Origin of the sequence: Listeria farberi, from assembly GCF_014229295.1 — a bacterium.
Classification (GTDB): domain Bacteria; phylum Bacillota; class Bacilli; order Lactobacillales; family Listeriaceae; genus Listeria; species Listeria farberi.
Window position 1 is genome coordinate 1,362,348 of sequence record NZ_JAARZL010000001.1, and the last position, 22,040, is coordinate 1,384,387.

General features: G+C 36.4%; 22 protein-coding genes. 3 read left to right on the forward strand and 19 right to left on the reverse strand.

Annotation, left to right across the window (positions count from 1 at the left end; genetic code table 11):
• Nucleotides 1-11 precede the first annotated feature (11 nt).
• Both ytoI and HCB38_RS06770 read right to left on the reverse strand, forming a co-directional pair.
• On the reverse strand, nt 12-1,325 hold the full coding sequence (ytoI, locus tag HCB38_RS06765; RefSeq protein ID WP_008947944.1) for a CBS-HotDog domain-containing transcription factor YtoI: 1,314 nt from the start codon (nt 1,323-1,325) through the stop codon (nt 12-14).
• 25 nt (nt 1,326-1,350) lie between these two features.
• On the reverse strand, nt 1,351-2,037 hold the full coding sequence (locus HCB38_RS06770; RefSeq protein WP_185318886.1) for a metal-dependent hydrolase: 687 nt from the start codon (nt 2,035-2,037) through the stop codon (nt 1,351-1,353).
• Nucleotides 2,038-2,200: 163 nt separating this feature from the next.
• On the opposite strand from HCB38_RS06770, the gene HCB38_RS06775 reads away from it, so the two are divergent.
• Nucleotides 2,201-3,298 carry a M24 family metallopeptidase gene (locus HCB38_RS06775; protein ID WP_185637915.1) on the forward strand — a complete coding sequence of 366 codons (1,098 nt, stop codon included), beginning with the start codon at nt 2,201-2,203 and terminating at the stop codon, nt 3,296-3,298.
• A gap of 35 nt (nt 3,299-3,333) precedes the next feature.
• On the opposite strand, the gene ald is transcribed toward HCB38_RS06775, so the two are convergent.
• The gene (ald, locus tag HCB38_RS06780; RefSeq protein ID WP_185637918.1) at nt 3,334-4,446 is read right to left on the reverse strand and encodes an alanine dehydrogenase; all 1,113 of its coding nucleotides are present in this window, start codon (nt 4,444-4,446) and stop codon (nt 3,334-3,336) included.
• A 240-nt stretch (nt 4,447-4,686) separates the two neighbouring features.
• On the opposite strand from ald, the gene HCB38_RS06785 reads away from it, so the two are divergent.
• Nucleotides 4,687-5,151, forward strand: a complete 465-nt coding sequence (locus tag HCB38_RS06785) for a universal stress protein (RefSeq protein WP_185318889.1) — start codon at nt 4,687-4,689, stop codon at nt 5,149-5,151.
• Nucleotides 5,152-5,201: 50 nt separating this feature from the next.
• On the opposite strand, the gene HCB38_RS06790 is transcribed toward HCB38_RS06785, so the two are convergent.
• The 6 genes from HCB38_RS06790 to sppA form a co-directional block, all read right to left on the reverse strand.
• Nucleotides 5,202-6,395: an acetate kinase gene (locus HCB38_RS06790; protein ID WP_010989750.1), complete on the reverse strand. Its 1,194-nt coding sequence runs from the start codon at nt 6,393-6,395 to the stop codon at nt 5,202-5,204.
• 10 nt (nt 6,396-6,405) lie between these two features.
• On the reverse strand, nt 6,406-7,416 hold the full coding sequence (locus tag HCB38_RS06795) for a class I SAM-dependent methyltransferase (RefSeq protein ID WP_185318890.1): 1,011 nt from the start codon (nt 7,414-7,416) through the stop codon (nt 6,406-6,408).
• A 212-nt stretch (nt 7,417-7,628) separates the two neighbouring features.
• The gene (locus HCB38_RS06800) at nt 7,629-8,162 is read right to left on the reverse strand and encodes a hypothetical protein (RefSeq protein WP_185318891.1); all 534 of its coding nucleotides are present in this window, start codon (nt 8,160-8,162) and stop codon (nt 7,629-7,631) included.
• Nucleotides 8,163-8,273: 111 nt separating this feature from the next.
• The gene (tpx, locus tag HCB38_RS06805; RefSeq protein ID WP_185318892.1) at nt 8,274-8,771 is read right to left on the reverse strand and encodes a thiol peroxidase; all 498 of its coding nucleotides are present in this window, start codon (nt 8,769-8,771) and stop codon (nt 8,274-8,276) included.
• Nucleotides 8,772-8,830: 59 nt separating this feature from the next.
• Complete coding sequence (locus HCB38_RS06810) at nt 8,831-9,367, reverse strand: RDD family protein (protein ID WP_185637920.1); 537 nt, start codon at nt 9,365-9,367, stop codon at nt 8,831-8,833.
• Nucleotides 9,368-9,386: 19 nt separating this feature from the next.
• Nucleotides 9,387-10,400, reverse strand: coding sequence for a signal peptide peptidase SppA (gene sppA, locus HCB38_RS06815; RefSeq protein WP_185318894.1), 1,014 nt, complete (start codon nt 10,398-10,400; stop codon nt 9,387-9,389).
• Nucleotides 10,401-10,578: 178 nt separating this feature from the next.
• Here sppA and HCB38_RS06820 point away from each other — a divergent pair, with 178 nt between their 5' ends.
• Nucleotides 10,579-11,382: an NAD kinase gene (locus tag HCB38_RS06820; RefSeq protein ID WP_003723315.1), complete on the forward strand. Its 804-nt coding sequence runs from the start codon at nt 10,579-10,581 to the stop codon at nt 11,380-11,382.
• Nucleotides 11,383-11,478: 96 nt separating this feature from the next.
• Here the strand turns inward: HCB38_RS06820 and HCB38_RS06825 are convergent, their stop codons facing one another.
• From HCB38_RS06825 to ezrA, 10 genes are all read right to left on the reverse strand, one after another.
• A complete protein-coding gene (locus tag HCB38_RS06825) occupies nt 11,479-11,778 on the reverse strand; it encodes a hypothetical protein (RefSeq protein ID WP_260442488.1) in 300 nt (99 codons plus the stop codon).
• An 85-nt stretch (nt 11,779-11,863) separates the two neighbouring features.
• The gene (locus HCB38_RS06830; RefSeq protein ID WP_185318895.1) at nt 11,864-12,316 is read right to left on the reverse strand and encodes a hypothetical protein; all 453 of its coding nucleotides are present in this window, start codon (nt 12,314-12,316) and stop codon (nt 11,864-11,866) included.
• A 186-nt stretch (nt 12,317-12,502) separates the two neighbouring features.
• Complete coding sequence (gene argF, locus HCB38_RS06835; protein ID WP_185637922.1) at nt 12,503-13,453, reverse strand: ornithine carbamoyltransferase; 951 nt, start codon at nt 13,451-13,453, stop codon at nt 12,503-12,505.
• 1 nt (nt 13,454) lies between these two features.
• Entirely contained in the window at nt 13,455-14,609 is a 1,155-nt protein-coding gene (gene argD, locus HCB38_RS06840) for an acetylornithine transaminase (protein WP_185637924.1), read from the reverse strand.
• A complete protein-coding gene (argB, locus tag HCB38_RS06845; protein ID WP_185318898.1) occupies nt 14,606-15,358 on the reverse strand; it encodes an acetylglutamate kinase in 753 nt (250 codons plus the stop codon). Before argB ends, argD begins: the two co-directional genes overlap by 4 nt.
• A 13-nt stretch (nt 15,359-15,371) precedes the next feature.
• A complete protein-coding gene (gene argJ / locus HCB38_RS06850; RefSeq protein WP_185318899.1) occupies nt 15,372-16,568 on the reverse strand; it encodes a bifunctional glutamate N-acetyltransferase/amino-acid acetyltransferase ArgJ in 1,197 nt (398 codons plus the stop codon).
• Nucleotides 16,569-16,582: 14 nt separating this feature from the next.
• Nucleotides 16,583-17,614, reverse strand: coding sequence for an N-acetyl-gamma-glutamyl-phosphate reductase (argC, locus tag HCB38_RS06855; RefSeq protein WP_185618832.1), 1,032 nt, complete (start codon nt 17,612-17,614; stop codon nt 16,583-16,585).
• A gap of 172 nt (nt 17,615-17,786) precedes the next feature.
• Nucleotides 17,787-18,998, reverse strand: a complete 1,212-nt coding sequence (gene thiI, locus HCB38_RS06860) for a tRNA uracil 4-sulfurtransferase ThiI (protein ID WP_185318901.1) — start codon at nt 18,996-18,998, stop codon at nt 17,787-17,789.
• 1 nt (nt 18,999) lies between these two features.
• Complete coding sequence (locus HCB38_RS06865) at nt 19,000-20,139, reverse strand: cysteine desulfurase family protein (protein WP_185318902.1); 1,140 nt, start codon at nt 20,137-20,139, stop codon at nt 19,000-19,002.
• Between the two features lie 126 nt (nt 20,140-20,265).
• Nucleotides 20,266-21,981, reverse strand: a complete 1,716-nt coding sequence (ezrA, locus tag HCB38_RS06870) for a septation ring formation regulator EzrA (RefSeq protein WP_185318903.1) — start codon at nt 21,979-21,981, stop codon at nt 20,266-20,268.
• Between the last annotated feature and the right edge of the window lie 59 nt (nt 21,982-22,040).

The following is a 22,040-nucleotide window of genomic DNA, read 5'->3' on the forward strand; positions in this document are numbered from 1 at the left end:
TCTATTTCTTTTTAACGTTCCATCATTTGACAAGCGACAATAGCTTTTCCGGTCAAAATCCCTTCTAAATAAAGCTCTACATCTAACTTCCCGGCTTTACGCCCCATTTCCAAAATTCGCGGCTTAATGACAATCGTCGCGTCCATTTGAACAGGTTTTAGAAAATACATTGTTACATTTTCAATCGCTACATTCCGTTTCTTCATAGAAAATAGTTTTTGCTGTACGACTTCGCAGACCACTTGGGTAAATACACCGTACGATAATGTTCCAAGCGAATTAGTCATTTGGGGGCTTACTTTAAATTCGTAATCTGCCTCTTCGCCAGTATCTGCTTTTTCGGAAAGCTGATTCGCAATCGTATCATCAATTGTTTCGCCGACTTGCGGTTGTTTTTGAATCATTTGCATAGATTTTAGAATATCCTGTCTGCTAACGATACCAATTAAAGTTAAGTCATCTTTAACGACCGGAATTACTTCGATACTCTCCCAAATCATCATGTGTGCCACCGAGGCTACGCTCATTTTCGGTCCAACGGTTAACGGATTTTTTGTCATTACTCGTTCAATCGAAATACTTGGATTTTTTTCTAGAATATCCTTACTCGTAACCATCCCAGTTAGTCTCATCGCCCGGTTAACAACAGGGAAACGGCTGTGGCCTGTTGCCTCTTCCATTTTATGCCAATCTTCCACTTTATCAGACGTAGATAAAAATGCAGTTGTTTCTAGTGGTGTCAAAATATCCTCAACAAATACTACTTCTTTTTTAATTAATTGGTCATAAATCGCGCGGTTAATCATCGTTGCAACCGTAAACGTATCATACGAAGTCGATAAAATAGGCAATTCTTTCTCATCCGCCAACTGTTTTACTTCGTCGTCCGTATCAAATCCACCAGTAATCAGTACCGCCGCGCCACGTTTCAAAGCAAGTTCATGAGCGCTCACCCGATTTCCGACAATTAATAAGTTCCCAGCGTCGGTATAGCGTTCCATCGCTTCCACCGTCATCGCACCAATAACAAACTTATTAAGCGATTTGTAAAGCCCAGCACGACCGCCTAACACTTGCCCATCAATCATGTTCACAATCTCAGCAAAAGTTAATTTTTCGATACTATCCTTTTGTTTTCGTTCAATTCGAAGTGTCCCCACTCGTTTAATGGTGGAAACAAACCCGATTATTTCTGCGTCTTTAATAGCCCGATAAGCGGTACCCTCACTTACAGATAAGTTTTTTGCGATTTTTCGCACAGAAATTTTTTCTCCAACTGCAAGATTTTCAATGTATTTTAAAATCTGTTCATGTTTTGTGGCCACGACTCGTTCACCCATTCCTATTTTGTTAGATTTCGATACCTTCCCCAATTTCAAGTACTTTGCCAGTTATCCCCTTATCAAGCGATGCAACAAATTTGTGCGGATCTTGCGCAATCAAAGGAAATGTATTGTAATGCATTGGAACAACTAATTTCGCTTGTAAAAATCGTGCTGCAATCGCCGCATCTTCCGGTCCCATTGTAAAATTATCCCCAATTGGCAAAAAAGCAACATCTAACGGGGTTAATTCACCAATTAATTTCATATCAGAAAATAAACCAGTGTCCCCTGCAAAATAAATATTTTTATCTTCTATCGTAAATACAATTCCGGTTGGGAAACCAAGGTTAACAATGCGACCATCTCGAACTGTCTGTGATCCGTGAAAAGCTTGCGTTAACTTTATTTGCCCAAAACTAAACTGTCTTTTCCCACCAATATGCATTGCCGCAATATTCTCAAGACCATCTTCTACAGCTAAAAATGCAGCTAAATCTGCATTACAAATGACTGTTGCTCCAGAATTCTTAGCAATTTCAACTGTATCACCGACATGATCATCATGCCCATGCGACAGAACAATAAAATCTGGCATTTGCTCTTCTGCTTTTAAATCACACTTTTCATTCCCAGAAATAAATGGATCAACTAAAATAGTTGTATTTCCAGTAATTATTTTAATACAAGATTGACCATGAAATGAAATCTTCATAGTAAAAACTTCCTTCCTGATTAATTATTTTACGTGTATTATTGTACCACTATTTATTATAAACTAATATATAACACCTCGTAAACTAGGAGGCGTTTATTAGCAAAATATTTCCTCCACATGTTATCATGAAATAGAAATCAATTGGAAAGAAGGTACAATTATGGAAAAAAATATCGATATCTTACAAAACTGGTTAAAAGACCAAGGTGCCGAGGTGGCATTTTTAACAGATCCAGAGAACATCGCCTATTTCTCAGGTTATCATAGTGAGCCACATGAGCGTGTACTTGGCTTAGCTGTCTTCCCAGATAACGAACCTTTTCTATTTACGCCGGCTCTTGAAGTAGAAGATGTTCGTGGCGGCGACTGGACACACCCTGCGTATGGATATAACGATACCGAGAACCCTTTCACAATCATTGCAGACGAAATCAGAAAACGTATAGCAAATCCAAGTAAATTTGCTATTGAGAAAAAACATATGAGCGTAGATCGCTACGAACAATTAGGTGGTTTATTCGCCGACAGCTCTTTCATTCCGATTGAACACAAAATCGAGCAAATTCGTCTTATAAAAACAGAAGCCGAACTAAAAATATTAAAAGAAGCAGCTTTATTAGCAGATTATGCGGTACAAGTTGGCGTAGACGAAATCGCAGAAGGCAAAACCGAAGCAGAAATTGTGGCAAAAATCGAATATGAAATGAAGAAAAAAGGCGTAACCGCAATGTCTTTCGATACAATGGTGCTTACTGGTAAAAACGGTGCCCTGCCACACGGTACTCCTGGCGAAACTAAAATCCAAAAAGGCGATTTAGTTTTATTTGATTTAGGGGTTGTCCATAAAGGCTATTGCTCTGACATTACACGTACAGTAGCTTTCGGTGACATTTCCGATGAACAGAAAAAAATTTACGATACTGTTTTAGAAGCACAACTAGCTGCTGTTGAAAAAGTAAAAGCTGGTATAAAAGCAAGTGATATCGATTTAACTGCTAGGAATATTATTCGTGAAGCTGGATATGGCGATTATTTCCCCCATCGCCTCGGTCATGGATTAGGTGCTAGTGTTCACGAATTCCCTTCCATCACAGAAACAAATAAAATGGAATTGCAGGAAAATATGGTATTTACGATTGAACCAGGTATTTATGTTCCTGGAGTGGCTGGCGTTCGTATTGAAGATGATTTAGTAGTTACAAAAGACGGTGTTCAAGTGCTAACCGAGTTTCCAAAAACGTTACAAGTTATCAAATAAAAAAAGCAAACTTCCGTGCGGAAGTTTGCTTTTTATTAAATTAATTCTGCACTATTTGTATAAGGTAAATCCAAAGAATCAGAAACAGCTTTATACGTAATATGCCCTTGATACGTATTTAAACCACGAAGCAAGTATGGATCTTTTTTTATAGCTTCTTCTAATCCATCATTCGCAAGTTTTAATCCAAATGGTAAGGTAGCATTTGTTAACGCTAAGGTAGATGTCCGCGGAACAGCTCCTGGCATATTAGCAACTGCATAATGAAGAACTCCATATTTTTCATATGTTGGATTATCATGTGTAGAAACATGATCGGTAGTTTCAAAAATCCCGCCCTGATCAATTGCAATATCCACAAGAACTGAACCAGGAATCATTTGTTTAATAACATGCTCCTTAACTAATTTTGGTGCTTTTGCTCCTTTGATTAATACAGCTCCTATGACTAAATCGGCCTTTTTAACAGCCATTTCGATGTTAAAATCATTTGACATTAAAGTTTGTACTTGATTCCCAAAAATGTCATCTAATTCGCGAAGTCGTTTCAAATTCATATCCAGTATTGTAACATTAGCGCCAAGTCCTACAGCAATTTTTGCTGCATTTGTTCCAGCAATTCCGCCACCGATAATAACTACTTCACTTTTCTCGACACCAGGTACACCACCAAGCAATACACCCATACCACCATTTGTTCTTTGTAAAAATTGTGCACCAATCTGAGCTGCCATTCTTCCTGCAACCTCACTCATTGGAGAAAGTAGTGGAAGTGTATGATCAGCGAGTTCTACTGTTTCATAAGCTACACTATTTACTTTACTTTGTAATAAAGCTTCGGCAAGCTTTGGTTCATTCGCTAAATGTAAATATGTGAAAAGTAATAAACCTTCTTTAAAATATTGGTATTCTGAAGCAATTGGTTCTTTTACTTTTACAACCATGTCTACATCCCAAGCCTCTTTAGCTGTTTCGACAATTTTTGCTCCCGCTTGCACAAAATCAGCGTCTTGATAATTAGAGCCAATCCCCGCATCTTTTTCCACATAAACAGTGTGTCCTGCATTTACATAAGAAAAAACACTTGCCGGGGTCATTGCCACCCTATTCTCATTATTTTTTATTTCTCTTGGTACGCCGACTAACATCTAAATCACTCTCCTCGATATAGGTATAATAGACTATAAAAGATTTTCTACACCCCCATGCTAACACAATATACCTAAATTGTAAAAAATTAACTAACGGAAATTCAAACAAAAGATTTAGCAAAATTAGACGAAATATTTACCTCATAATAATTTATTTTTCATTTTATGGTTCTTTTGGAAAAAAAGGGGTAAAATATAAGTATAGTAGATACATATATTTTGATTGGAGGAATTATTATGTTACAACAATATGAAAGAGTTTTAGTAGCAGTTGATGGATCTAAAGAAGCAGAAAGAGCTTTCCAAAAAGCAATTCAAGTGGCTAACCGTAATGATGCGGCGCTTGGTCTTGTACATGTTATTGATACACGTGCGTTCTCGTCCGTAGCCAATTATGATACAAGCATGGCGGACAAAGCTACTGAATATGCAGACGAATTACTTAGTGGCTATAAAGAAGATGCTTTAAAAGGCGGTGTAACAAAAGTAGAAAGCTATATTGAATACGGTTCACCAAAAACAGCCATTACAAAAGAAGCAGCAAAAGCATTCCAAGCAGATTTAATTATGTGTGGTGCTACTGGCCTAAACGCTGTAGAACGTTTGTTAATTGGTAGTGTATCAGAATATATTATTCGCCACTCCCCTTGTGATGTCCTTGTAGTTCGTAATGATGTGCCTGATTATAAAGATGAGAAATAATAATAGAAAAAGGCTAGCTCTTTAAAAAGAGCTAGCCTTTTTTATCGTTTTTAGCGATTGTTTTTAATTGTCTCTACATCACGAGCAATCATTAATTCTTCGTTTGTAGGAATGATGATTACTTTTACCGGAGAATGTGGGTAGTTAAGGAATCTTTCTTCTCCGCGCACTTGGTTAAGTGCTGGATCCCAGTATACGCCCATGAATTCAAGCCCACGAAGTACTTTTTCACGAATGTATGAACTATTTTCACCGATACCAGCTGTGAAGATAATTGCGTCTACGCCGTTCATTCGAGCTGCATAAGAACCAATGTATTTATGAATACGGTCAACGAAAACTTGAAGTGCAAGTTCTGCACGGTCGTTTCCTTTTGCAGCTTCATCTTCTAAATCACGAAGGTCGCTTGAAATACCAGAAACACCAAGCATACCAGATTCTTTATTTAATACATCAAGCACTTGTTCAGCAGTTTTGCCAGTTTTTTCCATAATAAAAGGAATAAGCGCTGGGTCAATGTTACCAGAACGAGTTCCCATAGAAACACCTGCTAGTGGAGTGAATCCCATGGAAGTATCCATTGATTTTCCGCCTTCAATTGCAGCAATACTAGCACCATTTCCAAGGTGACATGTTAGTAAACGTAACTCTTCTACAGGACGACCTAGAAGTTCTGCAGCGCGTTCGGATACATATTTGTGACTTGTACCATGGAAACCGTATTTACGGATGCCATAATCTTCATAGTAGCTGTAAGGCAAGCTGTAAAGGTAACTTGCTGGAGGCATTGTTTGGTGGAACGCTGTATCGAAAACAGCCACTGAAACAACGTCAGGTAAAATTTTACGGAAAGCTTTAATTCCAGTAACGTTTGCTGGATTATGAAGTGGCGCAAGTTCAGATAGAGCTTCAATATCTTTAATTACTTGGTCATCAATATAAACGGATTCAGGGAATCTTTCTCCACCGTGAACGACACGGTGACCAATTCCAGTAATTTCATCGTAAGAACCGATAACTTTGTGATTAATTAATTTTTCAAGTAGCATTTGAACAGCAATTTCATGATCAGGAATATCAATAATTTCTTTGATTTTTTCTCCGTCTACAGTAATTGTGAAAATAGAATCTTTCAAGCCAATTCTTTCTACAATACCTGCTGTAATAACACGTTCAGATGGCATATCATATAATTGGAATTTCAGTGAAGAACTTCCGGCGTTAATTGCAATCGTTTTTTCCATTTTGTTTTTGTCAATTCCTTCCATTATTGTTTCCCTTGAACCAGTTCTCTATTTCAGCTAAAATCGGTGCAGTTACGCTCGGATCTGTTAGTGAAGAGAGATTGGCCAGTAAAACTTCTTTTGGCGGCTTTACATTTACGTCCGCTTTTCGTAAAATCAAGATGCTTTTTCGTGCTTGTTCAGACTTAAACAGTGTTTCAGGCAATTTAATAATTCCCTCAATATGACCGTTTTTCTTGATAAACTTGTCCACCTTAGCAAAGTCACTAGTCCCAAACATTGCGTCAGGTACCAAGAAGAACAAATATCCTCCTGGCTTTGTGTAGCGCATTCCTTGTTCAATAAATAAGAAATGTGCAAATGAATGCCCTTCTTCACGGCAAAGTTCAAATGTTTTTGCATTTTCATCATCTGGATAATACCCCACAGGCAAATCACTCATTACAACATCTACAGGATCTACTAACAAATTAGCCAGACCATCTTGATGAAGTAACGTCATTTTTTGTCGCTGTAAATCCGCGCCTACTAATGCAAGTGAAATAAGCAAATCATCTACATCCACACCACTCGCATGAACGTCTACATCGCCTTTTAGTTCTAGTTGGTTTATCACGGTAGTTAAAAGGTTCGCTGTTCCACAGGCTGGATCCAAAATAGAAATATTTTTCTTTTTTTGAATCACTTTTTCAAGTAAATAAGCCATAATAAAACCAATGGAATCTGGTGTCATTTGGTGATTGACTTGAATACCATGTTTCATGCCTTTTAGTAGTGCTAATTGAAGACCTTTGCGTATTTCTTCATTTGAAAAATTCTCAAGTTCGATACTTTCGTAAGACTCTTGTAATTTCAATTGTTTTTCAGAAGACAACTCTTCTTTTTGTAAAACTTCTTTTTGAAACAGGTTTTCTCCTGTTTCATAAACCGCTTCCAAATAGCTTATTTCAAGTTCATTTTGCAAGATAATAGCTGTATTATCAAGCACTTGAAACAATTCTTGCGTTGCTTCATTTGCCAAAAGTAACACCTCGAATTTCCATCATTACTAACACCACCAAATATTATACAGTATTTCTAAAGAATGTGAAAGGATTTTCTGTAGTAAAAGATGAAATTCCAATTGGAAATAGTTAATTATAATTAGTACAGTTTATTTTTTGTAGTAATACAGAAAAAACTTCTTACTCATAAAATTTCTACTTAATAATCACTATTTTCTATAACATATATTTATTGGTCTTCCTCTATTATAAAGGGTGTGTATCCATTTATTTTATTTTTTTCAGAAAATTTTCTTTCCCTTAAGAATAAGTGCCAATTTTTTTCACGTAGAAGCGCACTATTTGTCCAATAATAATTTTCAACTTTGGTACGCTGGGAGTTATAAACACCTTTATGGCAATTTTTTCGTAAGAATTGATTTATTAAATTTACTACCCTTCTCTCATTTTCAGATGGATCAGAAAGAAAGAGAGTTGCTCCTAAAGCATATTGATCCTCATCACCAAGCCTTATACTTACAAAGCCTCTCTTATCATCTCGATTCACTTCACTTTGATATTTCCCTAATATTTTTAGCTGTACATCCTGATTACCTACTAATATTGAATGCATTTTAGTAAGATGCATTTCACTAATGTCATCGATTCCTATATACTGATGCTTATAATCTTTAGAAAAAAATACTCCTAAATTCTCATTATTTAAGAAAGTGGATAATAATATGTTTAAATCTTCCAAAACCATAAAAACTTTTTTATCCATATAAATACCTTGCCTTCCCATCTATTATCACTACCAATAAAACTATCTTAGCATAAAAATAAAAAACGTAATAGGTCAGTATTTCTTGACCCATTACGTTTTACAGATAATTTATGCTTTTTTCGCAGCTTCAATTGCCGCTCCATAATTCGGATGATCGCTGCCTTCTGAAACTACTTCGGTGTAGACAATTTCTCCTGCTGCATTTACAACGAAAACAGAACGCGCTAGTAAGCGAAGTTCTTTCATAACGACACCGTATGCTTCCCCGAAAGAAAGATCGCGGTGGTCAGATAAAGTAATTGCATTTGGCAAACCTTCTGCTGCACACCATTTCTTTTGAGCAAATGGTAAATCGACGGAGATAGTTAAGACAACCGTATTATCTAAATTGCTTGCTTCTTCATTAAATTTACGTGTTTGTGTGGAACAAACACTTGTATCAATGGAAGGAACAACGCTGATAAGTCTCACTTTACCGTCATAATCGTGCAAGGTTACTTCTTCTAAATCTCTATTAACCACTGTGAAGTTTGGCGCTTTATCGCCTGCTTTTCTTTCGGTACCTACGAGTGTAACTGGATTATGTTTAAATGTTACTTGAGTCATTTTTCTTCCTCCTTTAATGGACGCTTCTATTCCATTTTAAAGAAGAAGTGAACTATAAGCTATTTTTTTGCTCCATTTGCCCACTTTTCATCTAATTCTAAATAACCTATGTGGACAACAGAGGTAGATTCAAAGAAATCTGCAATTCCTTGTTTATTTGGCGTAAAAGCACAAACAACGTATAAAGGCCAAATTGTTTTTAATACAAAACGCATCGCACCTTCTCGGAATAATACGGTTAACCAAGTTAATTTTTTCCCATCTAATTTGACTACACGAAGTCCGAACAGCATTTTTCCTATTGTTTGTCCAAAAAACTTAGTTAGTAAAATAAAGTAAACTAGGAAAATAATCGTGGTCATCCCCCAATAAAATGTGAAAAAACCGTCATCCATTTCTATCCCAGAAACACGGAAAATCGGGTTAACGATAATTCCCTTCAAAGCCGCAATGACAACTAAATCAGCTAAATAAGCTAAAAATCGGATCCAAAATCCAGCAAAATACTGTTTAGGAATAGCTTCTTCTTTCGGAATAGGTGGTTCATAATGATAGACTTGGCGTTTACTTTCAAAAGCAGCATTTTCATTAGCCATTTGCGCCTCTCCTCTCACATTATTCTCCATATAAATACATCATTCTTGGCGCTTTGAGTGTGCCAGTTAATTTAATTAGTTGAGAAATATCCGCATTTTGACCGGAGATTTTTTGTGCTGCTACAGAGAACAGTGAACTAAAGTCTTCCGGTGCATCATATTGGATGACTGTTGCATCCGATAGTCCTTTTTCTTTTTTCAAAGCTTCTAAAGCATCTTCTTGATAGCCAAACTCATCAATTAAGCCATTTTCTTTTGCTTGGCGACCATCATATATGCGGCCGTCTGCAATTTTGCGCACTTCTTCTACAGACATTCCACGACCTTTTGCAACGACATTAACGAACTCATTGTAAGAATCATCAATCATTGACTGCATAATTTTCTTCTCATCTTCTGTCATTGGTCTGGTGCCGCTCATAATATCTTTATATTCGCCACTTTTAATGGTATTATCCGAAACACCTAGTTTTTTCATTAATTCGCTATAATCATACCCTTGCATAATAACGCCAAGCGAACCAGTCAATGTTTCTTTGCTTGCAAAAATTTTGTCAGCTGGTGCGGAAATATAATATCCTCCTGATGCTGCCATACTCCCCATGGAAACATAAAACGGTATATTACGTTCTTTTTGAATTTGTAAAATTTTGTCACGAATTTGTGCGGATTCCATGACGCCGCCACCTGGTGAATTTACATACAAAAGTACACCTTGAATATAATCATCGTTTCTCACTTGTTCTAATTGTTGCATGAAAAATGAATGGTCGTAGCCTGCTCCACTAAATAAAGAACCAGAATCTCCCGTATCTTGAATTGTACCATCTACAGATAATACAGCAATTGTATCGGCTCCACCTTCTTCAATTACCGTTTCTGTGAGTTCATCCATATCTGCGAATAAACTTTCGATAAATGTCGGGTTACTCTCTTCCATTGAAGCAATTTGACTTGATGTAAATTTTGCTAACGCACTAACTATCAAAAGTGCGAAAACAATTCCTAGTGCAATCCATCTTTTAGCGTTCATTTATTTCTCCCCTTTTTCTATTTAGATAATGTAATAATACCAGTCTCTTTTATTTTGTACAATCTTTCTCTTAAATTGTGTCCCTTTTCACTTTTTTAAAGATGAAGAAAGAAATTGCTCTTAAGTCATGTTATAATAAGTTTGTTGATTAAAATTGGATTCTGGAGGGACAACTAACATGGCAAAAACTATTTTTTATTTTTCCTATCGAAAAACAGAAGAATTACATGCAAAAGCAAAAGAATTAAAGAAAATTACGACGGATTATGGATATGAATTGACAGATGACTATCAAAAAGCAAACGTTATTATCAGTATTGGTGGCGATGGTGCTTTTCTTAAATCTGTAAGAGAAACCGGCTTCCGTCAAGATTGTTTATATGCAGGGATTGCACTAACAGAGCAATTAGGTCAATACTGTGACTTCCATATTAATCAATTGGATGAAATCATCAAGGCAGCCATTGAAGATCGTTGGTTAGTACGTCGTTACCCCACTATTTATGGAACAGTAAATAATACCAAAGCATTTTATGTCTTAAATGAATTTAATATTCGTTCTTCCATTATTAGAACACTTACGATGGATCTTTATATTAATGATTCTCACTTCGAAACTTTCCGCGGTGATGGAATGGTTATTTCTACACCAACAGGAAGTACCGCTTATAATAAATCAGTGAACGGTTCTATCGTGGACCCACTTCTTCCATCTATGCAAGTAAGTGAACTCGCTTCTATTAACAATAACAAATTCCGCACACTCGGTTCTTCTTTCATTCTTAGTCCAAAACGCAAATTACGGATTGAGATTGCATCTGAAGAAGGAAATAATGAATTCCCAATGATTGGAATGGATAGCGAAGCACTTAGTATCCAACATGTTCATGAGGTTAACTTAGAAGTAGGCGATCGCTTTATCAATATTATTAAACTGCCTAAAAATTCCTTCTGGGATAAAGTGAAACGTAATTTCCTATAAAAAACTGGGCATCAAATAAATGAATAAAAAAAGCAATATGTTTTGGAGTTTTTCCAATTTATATTGCTTTTTTTATTTAGTAGTAATTGTTTTATCTTACGTTACTTTATAATTGTATTTTAACAAATCTAATAACTCCTGAAAAGTTACTTTTTTATCCGGATACTCTTCGTCAAGAATATAATAGGAAATTATTACTTGCTGTGTTTCAAATTCAAAATTCAATTGTGTCAGGTTAAAGGTCATTTTCGCTTCCCTTTCAGATTTTAAATTTGCAACAATCTTATAAGCTAAATTTTTGGATAAATTATCACTACTTAAAAAAACGAGTATTACTTTGTCCCTTCCCAGTTCTGCGCTCTCCATTATAGAATTGTGAAAAAATTCCTTTTTCAAATATATTCCACCTACTTTCTAATAATAAAAAGGTTGATTTTATACGATTATTCGTCTGCAAATATTCTTAAAATGAGGTATAACATTATAATTTCGTAAGGTACACCTTCAATGAAAAATCCTGGCTTGTATATTCGTCAATATAAGAGCAGTCATTATGATAAGCTGTTTGCAAAAATTCCTTAATGATACAATCATAATTATCCACAAAAGTAGTTTTACAACCGAATGGCAATGCTATATCATAATTAGATATAACATTAAACCTAATTTGACTAGCTTGAGCATCAAACCATAAATAAAAGAGGATGGTTTTAGACAGTTTTAACTTTTGAACTTGTTCATTTCGATTTGAGATAACTCGTTTAATGAATATAAGCAAATCCTCTAAAGTTATCCCTTCTACTACTTTTACGTTTATAGAAATACACCACATATTGTTGTCTATTTCTTTCTGTCGTTCTGATTTATTTTTTCCAATAAAAATTGGGTCAGATACAATTTCTTCAAGTTCCTGTAAAAATTCTTTTTTGTCCATGCTGACCCCTTCCTAATATAAAATCGCTTCACTTAATGTTTTACACAAACAATACAGCATAGTGATATTAGTAACAATAGGACTTTCACTTTTCCTATTATACATGATTACAAACAAATTAGTTAGGAGAATTATATTAGAAACTAGGGATTTCAAACATTTCTCTCACCTTGTCTACTCCATTAATTATTTTGCTTCCAAAATCGCTGCTAGTAATGCTTTTTGTGCGTGCAGCCGATTTCCTGCTTGTTGATAAATAACCGAGTGAGCCCCATCAATAATCTCTGCTGTCACTTCTTCTTCTCGGTGTGCTGGTAAACAATGTAAGAAATGATAATCTGGCTTAGCAACACTAACTAACTCTCTGTTCACTTGATATTTTCCCCCAAAATCAGCTAAACGTTTTACATTCTCTTCTTCCTGCCCCATGCTTGTCCAAACATCTGTATAAATAAAATCCGCATCTGCTGCAGCAAGCATTGGATCTTCGGTTATGAAAATCTTCGCGCCACTTTTTTCTGCTAATTCTTTCGCAGTATGGAGAATCGCTTCGTCAACCTCATATCCTTTTGGCATTGCTAGTCGTATATCTAGCCCAACCATTGCGCTTGCTAAAACAAGAGAGTGACATACATTATTTCCATCACCAATATAGGCTAATTTGACACCTTCAAATTGATCTTTCCATTCATAAATAGTCATTAAATCTGCTAACGCCTGGCATGGATGATGTAAATCGGTTAAACCATTAATAATAGGAATCGCTGCATGGTACGCCAATTCTTCTACTTTTTCATGGCTAAAAGTCCGAATCATAATTGCATCGATATACTCTGACATTACATGCGCTGTGTCCTTAATTGGCTCACCCCGACCGATTTGAAGTTCCTTAGAACTCATTACAATCGCCTGACCACCTAATTGCAAAATACCCGCTTCAAAAGACACCCGCGTTCTAGTAGAAGGTTTATCAAAAATCATTCCTAAAATTTTTCCACTTAAAATATGACTATAATGGGCTGGATTAGTTTTCATCGCAACAGCTAGCTTAATAATATCGGTCAACTCTTCTTTATTCCACTCAAGCAAATCTAACATATCTTTTCCTGTCGTACTGCTTTTAACGTACATCGTCATCTCACTCACTTCCAATCAATTGTTTTTCCAAAACGCTTTTTAATATACTAATTACTTGATCTATTTCTGCATAGCTTACAGTTAAAGGTGGTAAAATTCGTAATATATTGGGTCCGGCTGTTAGTATTAATAAACCTTTATTACGTAATTCTGTAACAACTGGCTCCGCGATACTATCCAGTTCTATGCCAATGAGAAAACCTTCACCGCGAATTTCTACAACATTTTCTAACTGCTCGAAATGTTCTTCTAATAAATTCCTAAAATAAGCTGCTTTTGCGTTCACTTCTTCTAAAAATCCTGGTTGCTTCATTGATAATAAAATTTCTTTCGCAGCTGCGAGGGCTAGTTTATTTCCGCCAAAAGTAGAACCATGACTTCCTGGTCCAAAAGCACTGCTTAAGTATTCTTTTCCGACCATTGCTCCAATTGGCAAACCGTTACCAAGCCCTTTTGCTAAAGTAAAAATATCTGGATCTAAGTACGTCTGCTGAAAACCAAAAAGGGTTCCAGTTCGGCCAAGTCCTGTTTGGACTTCATCAATAATAAGTAATACGCCTGCTTTTTTACAAAGTCTTTGAACTTCCATTAGCCAGGCTGCATTTCCTGGAATGACGCCGCCTTCACCTTGGATTACCTCTAACATGACAGCCGCTGTATTCTCGTCAAGCTCAGTTTTGAAAGACTCTATATCGTTATAGGGAACGTATGTAAAGCCAGGAACAAGACTTCCAAAACCTTGATGGATTTTAGCTTGTCCGGTAGCTGACATCGAACCGAAAGTACGACCATGAAAAGATTTTTCAAACGTTATTATTTTTTCTTTGCCTGTATATTTTCTCGCTAATTTAAGAGCAGCTTCATTAGCTTCTGTCCCGCTATTGCAAAAAAATACTAGTTTATCTGTCCCGTTAGTAATTAATTCCGCCACGCTATCTTGCAGTGCACATTCATATAAATTCGAAGTATGCCAAATATTTGCTAATTGGGATTGAATCGCTTCCGTAACATTCTCCGGGCAATGACCTAAGTTGCAAACTGCAATCCCGCTAGTAAAATCAAGATACGTTTTACCTGTTGCGTCTTTGACAATTGTACCGTTACCTTTAACTATATCAACTGGGAATCTTTCATAGGTTGGAAAAACATGTTTCATCTAATCGCCACCTTATTTTTAATTTTCGTTCCAGCATTTTCAAGTGAATCTGTAATAATTACTTGACCAACACCATTTTCAGCAGCAAAAGCAGCACTTGCTAATTTTGGAATCATTCCGCCTTTTATTATGTCGGTAGTTTGTAATTTGTTTATTTCATCCGTAGCTATTTCGTCGATAATTTTTGCTCCATTTTTCACGCCTGGGACATCTGTTAGTAAGTAAAGCGCTTCAGCATTTAGCGCACTTGCTACTTCACAAGCCGCTGTATCAGCATTGACATTTAGCCAGTCATGCGCGCTATTGATACCAAGCGGTGCAATCACAGTGATAATATTTTCAGCAAGTAATTGTTCAATTAAAGCTGTTTTCACTTTAGTAATTTTCCCAACAAAACCAAGGTCTGAATCATTAATTTGATCTGCTTCTAACAAACCAGTGTCGCCAGCGTTTAATCCAATAACAGAAATATTTCTTTTTTGAAAAGCTGTAGTGATGGCTGGTTGGACTTGGCCAATTAAAACCATTTTTGTGACTTCAAGCGCTTGTTTATTAGTAACGCGTAGGCCTTTTTTCGTCTCAACAGGAATATCAAGTGCTTTCATCATCTTCGTTATATAATGACCGCCGCCGTGAACTAGTACGATTTTCTTTTTCTCTGCTTGCCATTTGATAATTTGCTGGAAGAAATGGTCTGTCAAATTATCACTTGCAACGCCGCCTAATTTTACTACTATTGTATTTTTCAATTCTATTCACTCCTTAGGTCCGGTAACATGCATTGATTTTGACGTATTCATAACTTAAGTCGCATCCCCACGCTGTTCCTGACTCAAGACCGATATGAAGATCGACTTCAATAACGATATGTTCTTCTTCTAAATAGGCATCTAATGCTTGTTGATTAAAAATTGTTTGGCTACTATGATTTAGTATTTCCATGCCACCAATTTTAATAGTAATGTTATCTGGTGCAAAACGACCACCTGAATAACCAATTGCACAAATAATACGTCCCCAGTTACCATCCCCACCAAATGCTGCTGTTTTCACGAGACTAGAAGAAACGATTTTTTTAGCTATCATTCTGGCATCTTCTGTTTTAGTCGCGCCTTTTACTTGAACCTCAATTAATTTAGTCGCGCCCTCACCGTCTCGAGCAATACTTTTAGCAAGGTGCTCTGTTACGGCTTGAAACATAGCTGCAAATTTGTCAAAATCAGCTGTTCCTTCTTGAATCAGCGGGTTTTCTGCGCATCCATTTGCCATAACAACGACCATATCATTAGTAGAAGTATCGCCATCAACCGTTATTTGATTGAAAGTTTTGTCTACTTTTATTTTTAGTAATTTTTGCAATAATTTAGCTGGAATGTTTGCATCTGTTGTAATAAAAGCGAGCATGGTAGCCATATTAGGGTGAATCATTCCTGAACCTTTTGCTACCCCTGACATCGTCACTATTTTACCACCTATTTTTGTTTGAAAACTGATTTGTTTTTGAAACGTATCCGTCGTTAAAATTGCTTCTTCAAAGTCAGCGGCATTTCCCGTTTGTTTGTCTAACATATCAATTCCAGCCATTATTTTATTCATTGGGAGCATCTCGCCAATAACCCCCGTCGAAGCAACTGCTACAGAATCTAGCGGGATTTCTAGTTTTTCTGACGTTTTAGCTCGCATTGCAAGTGCATCTAACATCCCTTGATTCCCTGTACACGCATTAGCATTTCCGCTATTTACGATAATTGCTTGTAACTTCGCGTTATTTTTAAAAGAATCTTTCGTTACAAAAATTGGTGCAGCTTGCATTTGGTTCATCGTGTAGACTGCCGCAGAATTTGCCGGAACTTCTGAATAAATCCAGCCAATATCATTTCGTTTTCTTTTAAGCCCAGCATGTTTTCCATCAGCATAAAAACCTTTTGGTGAAGCGATATTTCCTTTAATAAGTTCCATATTATTTTCTCCCTTCACGGATACACCGGAATAAATCCCAATCCATCACTTTCAGCAAAATTCGCCATTATATTTAAATTTTGAACGGCTTGACCAGCGGCTCCTTTGACTAAATTATCAATCACGGAAACAATGGTGATTACATTCGTTTTTTCATTATAAGCTAAGCCAATATCACAGTAATTAGAAGCTGTTACTTGTTTTATAGTTGGATAAAAATTCGCCTCTTGAATTCGGACAAATGGAGCATGTTCGTAGGTAGATTCGTATAATTGATGTAATTCTTGCTCGGTAATTGGTTTTTTTGGTTTAACGTAGATAGTTGTGAAGATGCCTCGTGTGATGGGAATTAATGAAGTGGAAAATTGAATGGCTGGGATACTCACGTCCCATTTTGTTAGTTGTTGCATGATTTCTGGAATATGTTGATGAGAATTCATTTTATAAAGTGTCATGTTTTCATTCGTTTCTGTGAAATGAGTGCTTGTTGATGGCACTTTTCCAGCACCGGAAAGACCTGATTTGGCATCTACAATAATGGAGGTGGGATCAATTAGCTGTTTTTTCACGAGTGGAGCTAACCCTAACAAAGTCGCCGTTGCGTAACATCCTGGATTAGCAATAAAAGTCGCAAGTTTATTGTCGCGAAATTCTGCTAAACCATATTCCGCTTTAGCTAAGTAATCCTCAGGTGCCGCTTTTTTCCCGTACCATTTCTCGTAAATTTGGTTATCTTTTAGCCGAAAGTCTCCGGATAAATCAATGACATTAAGCCCGGCATCAATGTACGGTAAGGCCACATCTTTCGCAATTCCCGATGGCGTAGCAATAAAAACCGTTTCGCTTTTTTCGATGATTTCTGCTGGATTTATCTTCTCTAAGGGGCTAGCTTCTAAACCTTTTAAATGCGGATAAAAGTTTGCCAATGTTTCTGATTGTGCGGAAAAACTATGTAACGTCGCTATGTCGACCGAAGAATGTTGGTGCAACAAGCGGATTAGCTCAAGCCCTCCGTATCCTGTCGCCCCAATAATAGAAACTTTCATCCTAACCCCTCCCGTTAATTGTTAAATGATACTTTTCATTATAATGATGTATATTTATAATGTCAAATGGTTTTTTATTAATATTCAAAACTATTTTATGCATTTTTAGTTATTTTTTTATGTATATAATATACAAAAAACCGTTTATCCTAAAAAGGATAAACGGTTTATCTTAAAATAAGTCAGCAAACTCATCTTTCACTTGCGCAGTTTCAGTTACATTCACAAAAATGGTTTCGATGTTGTCTAATGCTTTCGCAATTAACGAATCAAAATCTGTGAAGCTTTCGTAATGCTCGATTTTATCAAGTTTTGGTTTTGTTTTTGGAGAAGGCGGCGTGAAAATCGTACAGCAATCTTCAAATGGTTGCACAGATAAATTATACGTATCGATTTTTTGTGCGATTTGAATAATTTCATTTTTATCCATGGAAACAACTGGGCGAATAATCGGTGTAGCTGTTACAGCGTTAATTGCTAGCATACTTTCGAGTGTTTGGCTGGCAACTTGACCTAAACTTTCACCATTAACAATTGCTAAACCATTTCTCTTACGGCGAATTTCATCTGTAATTCGAAGCATCATTCGGCGTGTAACAGTCATAATCACGCTCTCAGGAATTTGTTGTTTGATTACTTCTTGAATTTCTGTAAATGGAACGATATGCATTTGAACTTGTCCGCTATACTTAGCCAGTTTTCCTGCTAAATCGATTGCTTTTTGTTTAGCTTGTTCGCTCGTATATGGCGGGCTGTGAAAATGAACTGCTTCAATCTCCACGCCGCGTTTTTGTGCTAAATAACCAGCAACTGGACTGTCGATACCTCCAGAAAGCATTAGCATCGCGCGACCAGAAGATCCGACTGGAAGACCAGCTGCTCCAAGAATCGTGCGACATGATAAAAACACGCCTTCTTTACGAACATCAATCGTTAGTTTTACATCCGGATTTTTTACATTGACAGTCAGGTCCTCGATATTTTGTAATACATGTGCGCCAATTTCCTGATTGATTTCATTGGAGTCCAGAGGGAACTCACGATGACTACGTCTAGCCGCTACTTTAAAAGTACCATTTTTTTCGTGCACATCTTGGACTAATGCAAGCGCGGCAGTTTTTACTTCTTCTAAATCTAAATTAACGCGAACCGCTGGACTAAACGATTGAATTCCGAAAATCGGTTTTAAACGTTCTTCTGCCAGCTGATAATCTGCCCCATTTAAAATAATATACATCCGGTCGCGTTCCCCGTGAATACGGACTTCCGGTAAATCTTTCATTGCGCGCTTCACATTTTGTGCCAATCTAGTCACAAACTGTTTTCTGTTTTTTCCTTTAGTAGATAATTCTCCGTATCTAATTAACATACGATCAAATTCCAATTTATTTCACCACTTTATTTAGATTTTCAATAATTTCTTGCAACTTTTGAATAAAAATTTTCGCTTCCGATAAACGGTTTTCATAAGATAAGCTTACTCTTACCGCGCCAGTGGCTTCTTCGTCTGTCACACCCATGGCTTTTAACGTACTACTTGCTAATTTTTGTTTAGATGAGCAAGCGCTTGTTGTTGAGATGTAAATATCTTCTTTTTCTAATGCATGAACTAGAATTTCTCCCCGGTGACCTTTTGCCGAGAAACAAACAATATGTGGTGCCGCTATGTTTTTCTTAGTATGCACTGTCATATCGGGCATTAGAGCAATCTCTGTTAATAAATAATCACGGATTTCGATTAGTTCTACTCTCTTTGATTCATTTTCTAGTGTTAATCTTAATGCCTTGGCAAGCGCCACAACACCCGCTAAATTTTCTGTTCCACTACGGTAGCCCATTTCCTGACCGCCACCAATAATTTCCGGATGTAAATGAACTTTTTTCCGTTTTACAAGTGCTCCTGTACCGCGTAAAGCATGAAATTTATGGCCTGAAAAAGTTAGTAAATCAATCGCATGTTTATTTATTACGAGCGGAATTTTTCCAACACCTTGTACAAAATCGACATGAAAGAAAGTATTTGCACGAGTAGTAAGCAATTTGCCAATTTCTTGGAGTGGTTGAATACTCCCTACTTCATTATTCACACCCATAATAGATACTAAAATGGTTTCATCTGTAAGTGCTGCTTTTAATTCATCTAACTGGATAACGCCATTTTTATCAACTTTTAAATACGTCACTTTAAAGCCATTTTCCTCAAGCTCTTCCATTACTAAGCGTACAGAAGGATGTTCAATACTGGAAGTAATAATATGATTTCCGCGGTTTTTGTAGTTGTAGGCAATACCTTTAATTGCTAAGTTATTTCCTTCTGTCCCACCAGATGTAAAGATAATTTCTTCTGGAAAAACCCCTAACATTGTTGCGATTTGCTTTCTGGATGCGTCTAGTAATTCTTTAGACTTTGCACCAAAACGATGAAGTGAAGATGGATTAGCGAAGTAATTACTTGCTACTTTCGTATATGTTTCAAGCACGGCATCATTTGGTTTAGTTGTCGCGCTATTATCGAAATAAATCATAAAAAATAGACTCTCCTCCCAAATATTCCACTCTTCATTTTATCATAATTCCAACACATTCCAACTACTAATTTAGAAAAAACAAGGATTTCTATTATTACAATAGAAATCCTTGTTTTTTAAACTTTATTCAATATCATCCACGCTTACTTTTGATTCATAAGCTTTTTCTACTTTTTTAAATGCACCTGTTTCTACTTTTTCGAGTGCAGTTACAGCAATTTCAAGTGCTTTTTTATATTGGTAATCGTTATAAAAATGATTCTCTGCTTGAACTAGTTCATCTGCCAATTCTTTATTGCGTAAACGGTAGCGATTCGCGTATTGGATGACATGTTCAACTAAGCGCACATTTTCCATCATTTCTTCTGCTTTTTCCGTTAAATGTGTTAAATCTTCTTCCGCAATTCGCCAATCTTGACTAACTGCTTTCATATTTAGTGGCTTTTCTTCTAAACGTTTTTCAAGCGCATCAATGGATTCTCCCATGTGTGCTCGAAGTGATAAATACTCCTCTGGAAGTCCTGGCAAACGTTCTCGTTCCATTTTACGATCAAGTGTAATAATTGCACGTCTCATTCGTTCCGCGTCATCGCGAGCTTCTAATTCATCTTTACGGAGCGAACGTAATTCCTCAGCAAATTTATCTTGTTCAGAACTAATGGAAAGTAGAGCCACATCTATTTCTTTTAGTGTATCTTGTGCTGCAGAATAAGCAATTTCTCCGCTAGCAATCAATGCTGTCAACTGCTCGAAGTTTTCTTTAGCTTCACTTAATTTGGCGCTTGTCTTAAGGTAAATAGCTAAATCATCTTCCGCCACATGATATGTTTGTTTTACTTCCGTGATTTGTTCAGCAAGTGCATCAGAAACAGTATTTTGTCGTTGTAATTTATCAGAAGTAGGACTGTGATTTTCTTTTACAAAATGCCGTGCTTCTGCTTCGTGTTCAAGTGTATCGTAAAACAATTCGATTTCATTATGTAATTCTTCAATTCCTTCTTCAGCCTCATCTAAATCAAGATTGATTACATTTTGTTTCATTTTATCAATTTGCGTTTTCATGCGAGAAATTTCTTTATCTAACTCCATTTGAGCTAAATAATAACCTTTTCGAACCATTTCTTCATAGCCAGCGCGAAGTTTATTCATTTCTTCTGGCAAAATGGTATCTGTTTCATGCAATAAAGACGGAATTCGTTCCATTTGGGCTTCAATTACTTGCATTTCTTTTTGAACTACTATAACAATTTCGCGCGCTTCTAAATGATCACCTTGGTCAGTTAATGAATCATAGCTATTTAAGCTTTCTGACAGTTCACTTAGTTTTGCCTCGATATATGGTAACGTTTCTCCAAGTTTGAATCCTCTTGTCAAAACTTCACGTCGCAGCTCCGCAAATTTTTCTTTTGTTGCACGACTTTCTTTGGCATTTTTTTCTTCACTAATAAGTAGTTCTTTTAGTCCGCCAAGAATTTGGTCCATTTGCTTTTCAATTACAACAAGCATTTGCTCAATATCATTTTCAGCATGTGTCGCAGAACGGAATTTGTAACGGTCTGTGTTCATTTCTGCTTCTAATAAAACTTCTTCTAAATCAGGAAATAATCTTGTTTCAATTTCATCCCAGGACGAACGCCATGATTCAAAAAGCGCTTCTGTCTGACCTGTTAGTTTTAATTTTTTCACTTTTGAAAGTTCATCAATAACCGGCCGCTCTCTGAGTTTAATCTTTTTCTCTTCTAACTCGTTTATTCTTTGGTAATGTTTTCTTTTTAATATGTAGCCTGCACCAATGACTGCAATAACTACGATAATAAAGCCGATTAACATGTAGTACATCCAAAATCCTCCCATCAACGTTAACTTGTGAAAGAAAAACAGCCACCATCGTGCTGCTC

Coding starts and splice junctions, on each gene's coding strand:
- HCB38_RS06770 (WP_185318886.1), bottom strand. CDS start 2,037: ATGAAGATTTCATTTCATGGTCAATCTTGTATTAAAATAATTACTGGA.
- HCB38_RS06775 (WP_185637915.1), top strand. CDS start 2,201: ATGGAAAAAAATATCGATATCTTACAAAACTGGTTAAAAGACCAAGGT.
- ald (WP_185637918.1), bottom strand. CDS start 4,446: ATGTTAGTCGGCGTACCAAGAGAAATAAAAAATAATGAGAATAGGGTG.
- HCB38_RS06785 (WP_185318889.1), top strand. CDS start 4,687: ATGTTACAACAATATGAAAGAGTTTTAGTAGCAGTTGATGGATCTAAA.
- HCB38_RS06790 (WP_010989750.1), bottom strand. CDS start 6,395: ATGGAAAAAACGATTGCAATTAACGCCGGAAGTTCTTCACTGAAATTC.
- HCB38_RS06800 (WP_185318891.1), bottom strand. CDS start 8,162: ATGGATAAAAAAGTTTTTATGGTTTTGGAAGATTTAAACATATTATTA.
- tpx (WP_185318892.1), bottom strand. CDS start 8,771: ATGACTCAAGTAACATTTAAACATAATCCAGTTACACTCGTAGGTACC.
- HCB38_RS06810 (WP_185637920.1), bottom strand. CDS start 9,367: ATGGCTAATGAAAATGCTGCTTTTGAAAGTAAACGCCAAGTCTATCAT.
- sppA (WP_185318894.1), bottom strand. CDS start 10,400: ATGAACGCTAAAAGATGGATTGCACTAGGAATTGTTTTCGCACTTTTG.
- HCB38_RS06820 (WP_003723315.1), top strand. CDS start 10,579: ATGGCAAAAACTATTTTTTATTTTTCCTATCGAAAAACAGAAGAATTA.
- HCB38_RS06830 (WP_185318895.1), bottom strand. CDS start 12,316: ATGGACAAAAAAGAATTTTTACAGGAACTTGAAGAAATTGTATCTGAC.
- argF (WP_185637922.1), bottom strand. CDS start 13,453: ATGACGATGTACGTTAAAAGCAGTACGACAGGAAAAGATATGTTAGAT.
- argD (WP_185637924.1), bottom strand. CDS start 14,609: ATGAAACATGTTTTTCCAACCTATGAAAGATTCCCAGTTGATATAGTT.
- argJ (WP_185318899.1), bottom strand. CDS start 16,568: ATGGAACTTATTAAAGGAAATATCGCTTCACCAAAAGGTTTTTATGCT.
- argC (WP_185618832.1), bottom strand. CDS start 17,614: ATGAAAGTTTCTATTATTGGGGCGACAGGATACGGAGGGCTTGAGCTA.
- HCB38_RS06865 (WP_185318902.1), bottom strand. CDS start 20,139: ATGATTTATTTCGATAATAGCGCGACAACTAAACCAAATGATGCCGTG.
- ezrA (WP_185318903.1), bottom strand. CDS start 21,981: ATGTACTACATGTTAATCGGCTTTATTATCGTAGTTATTGCAGTCATT.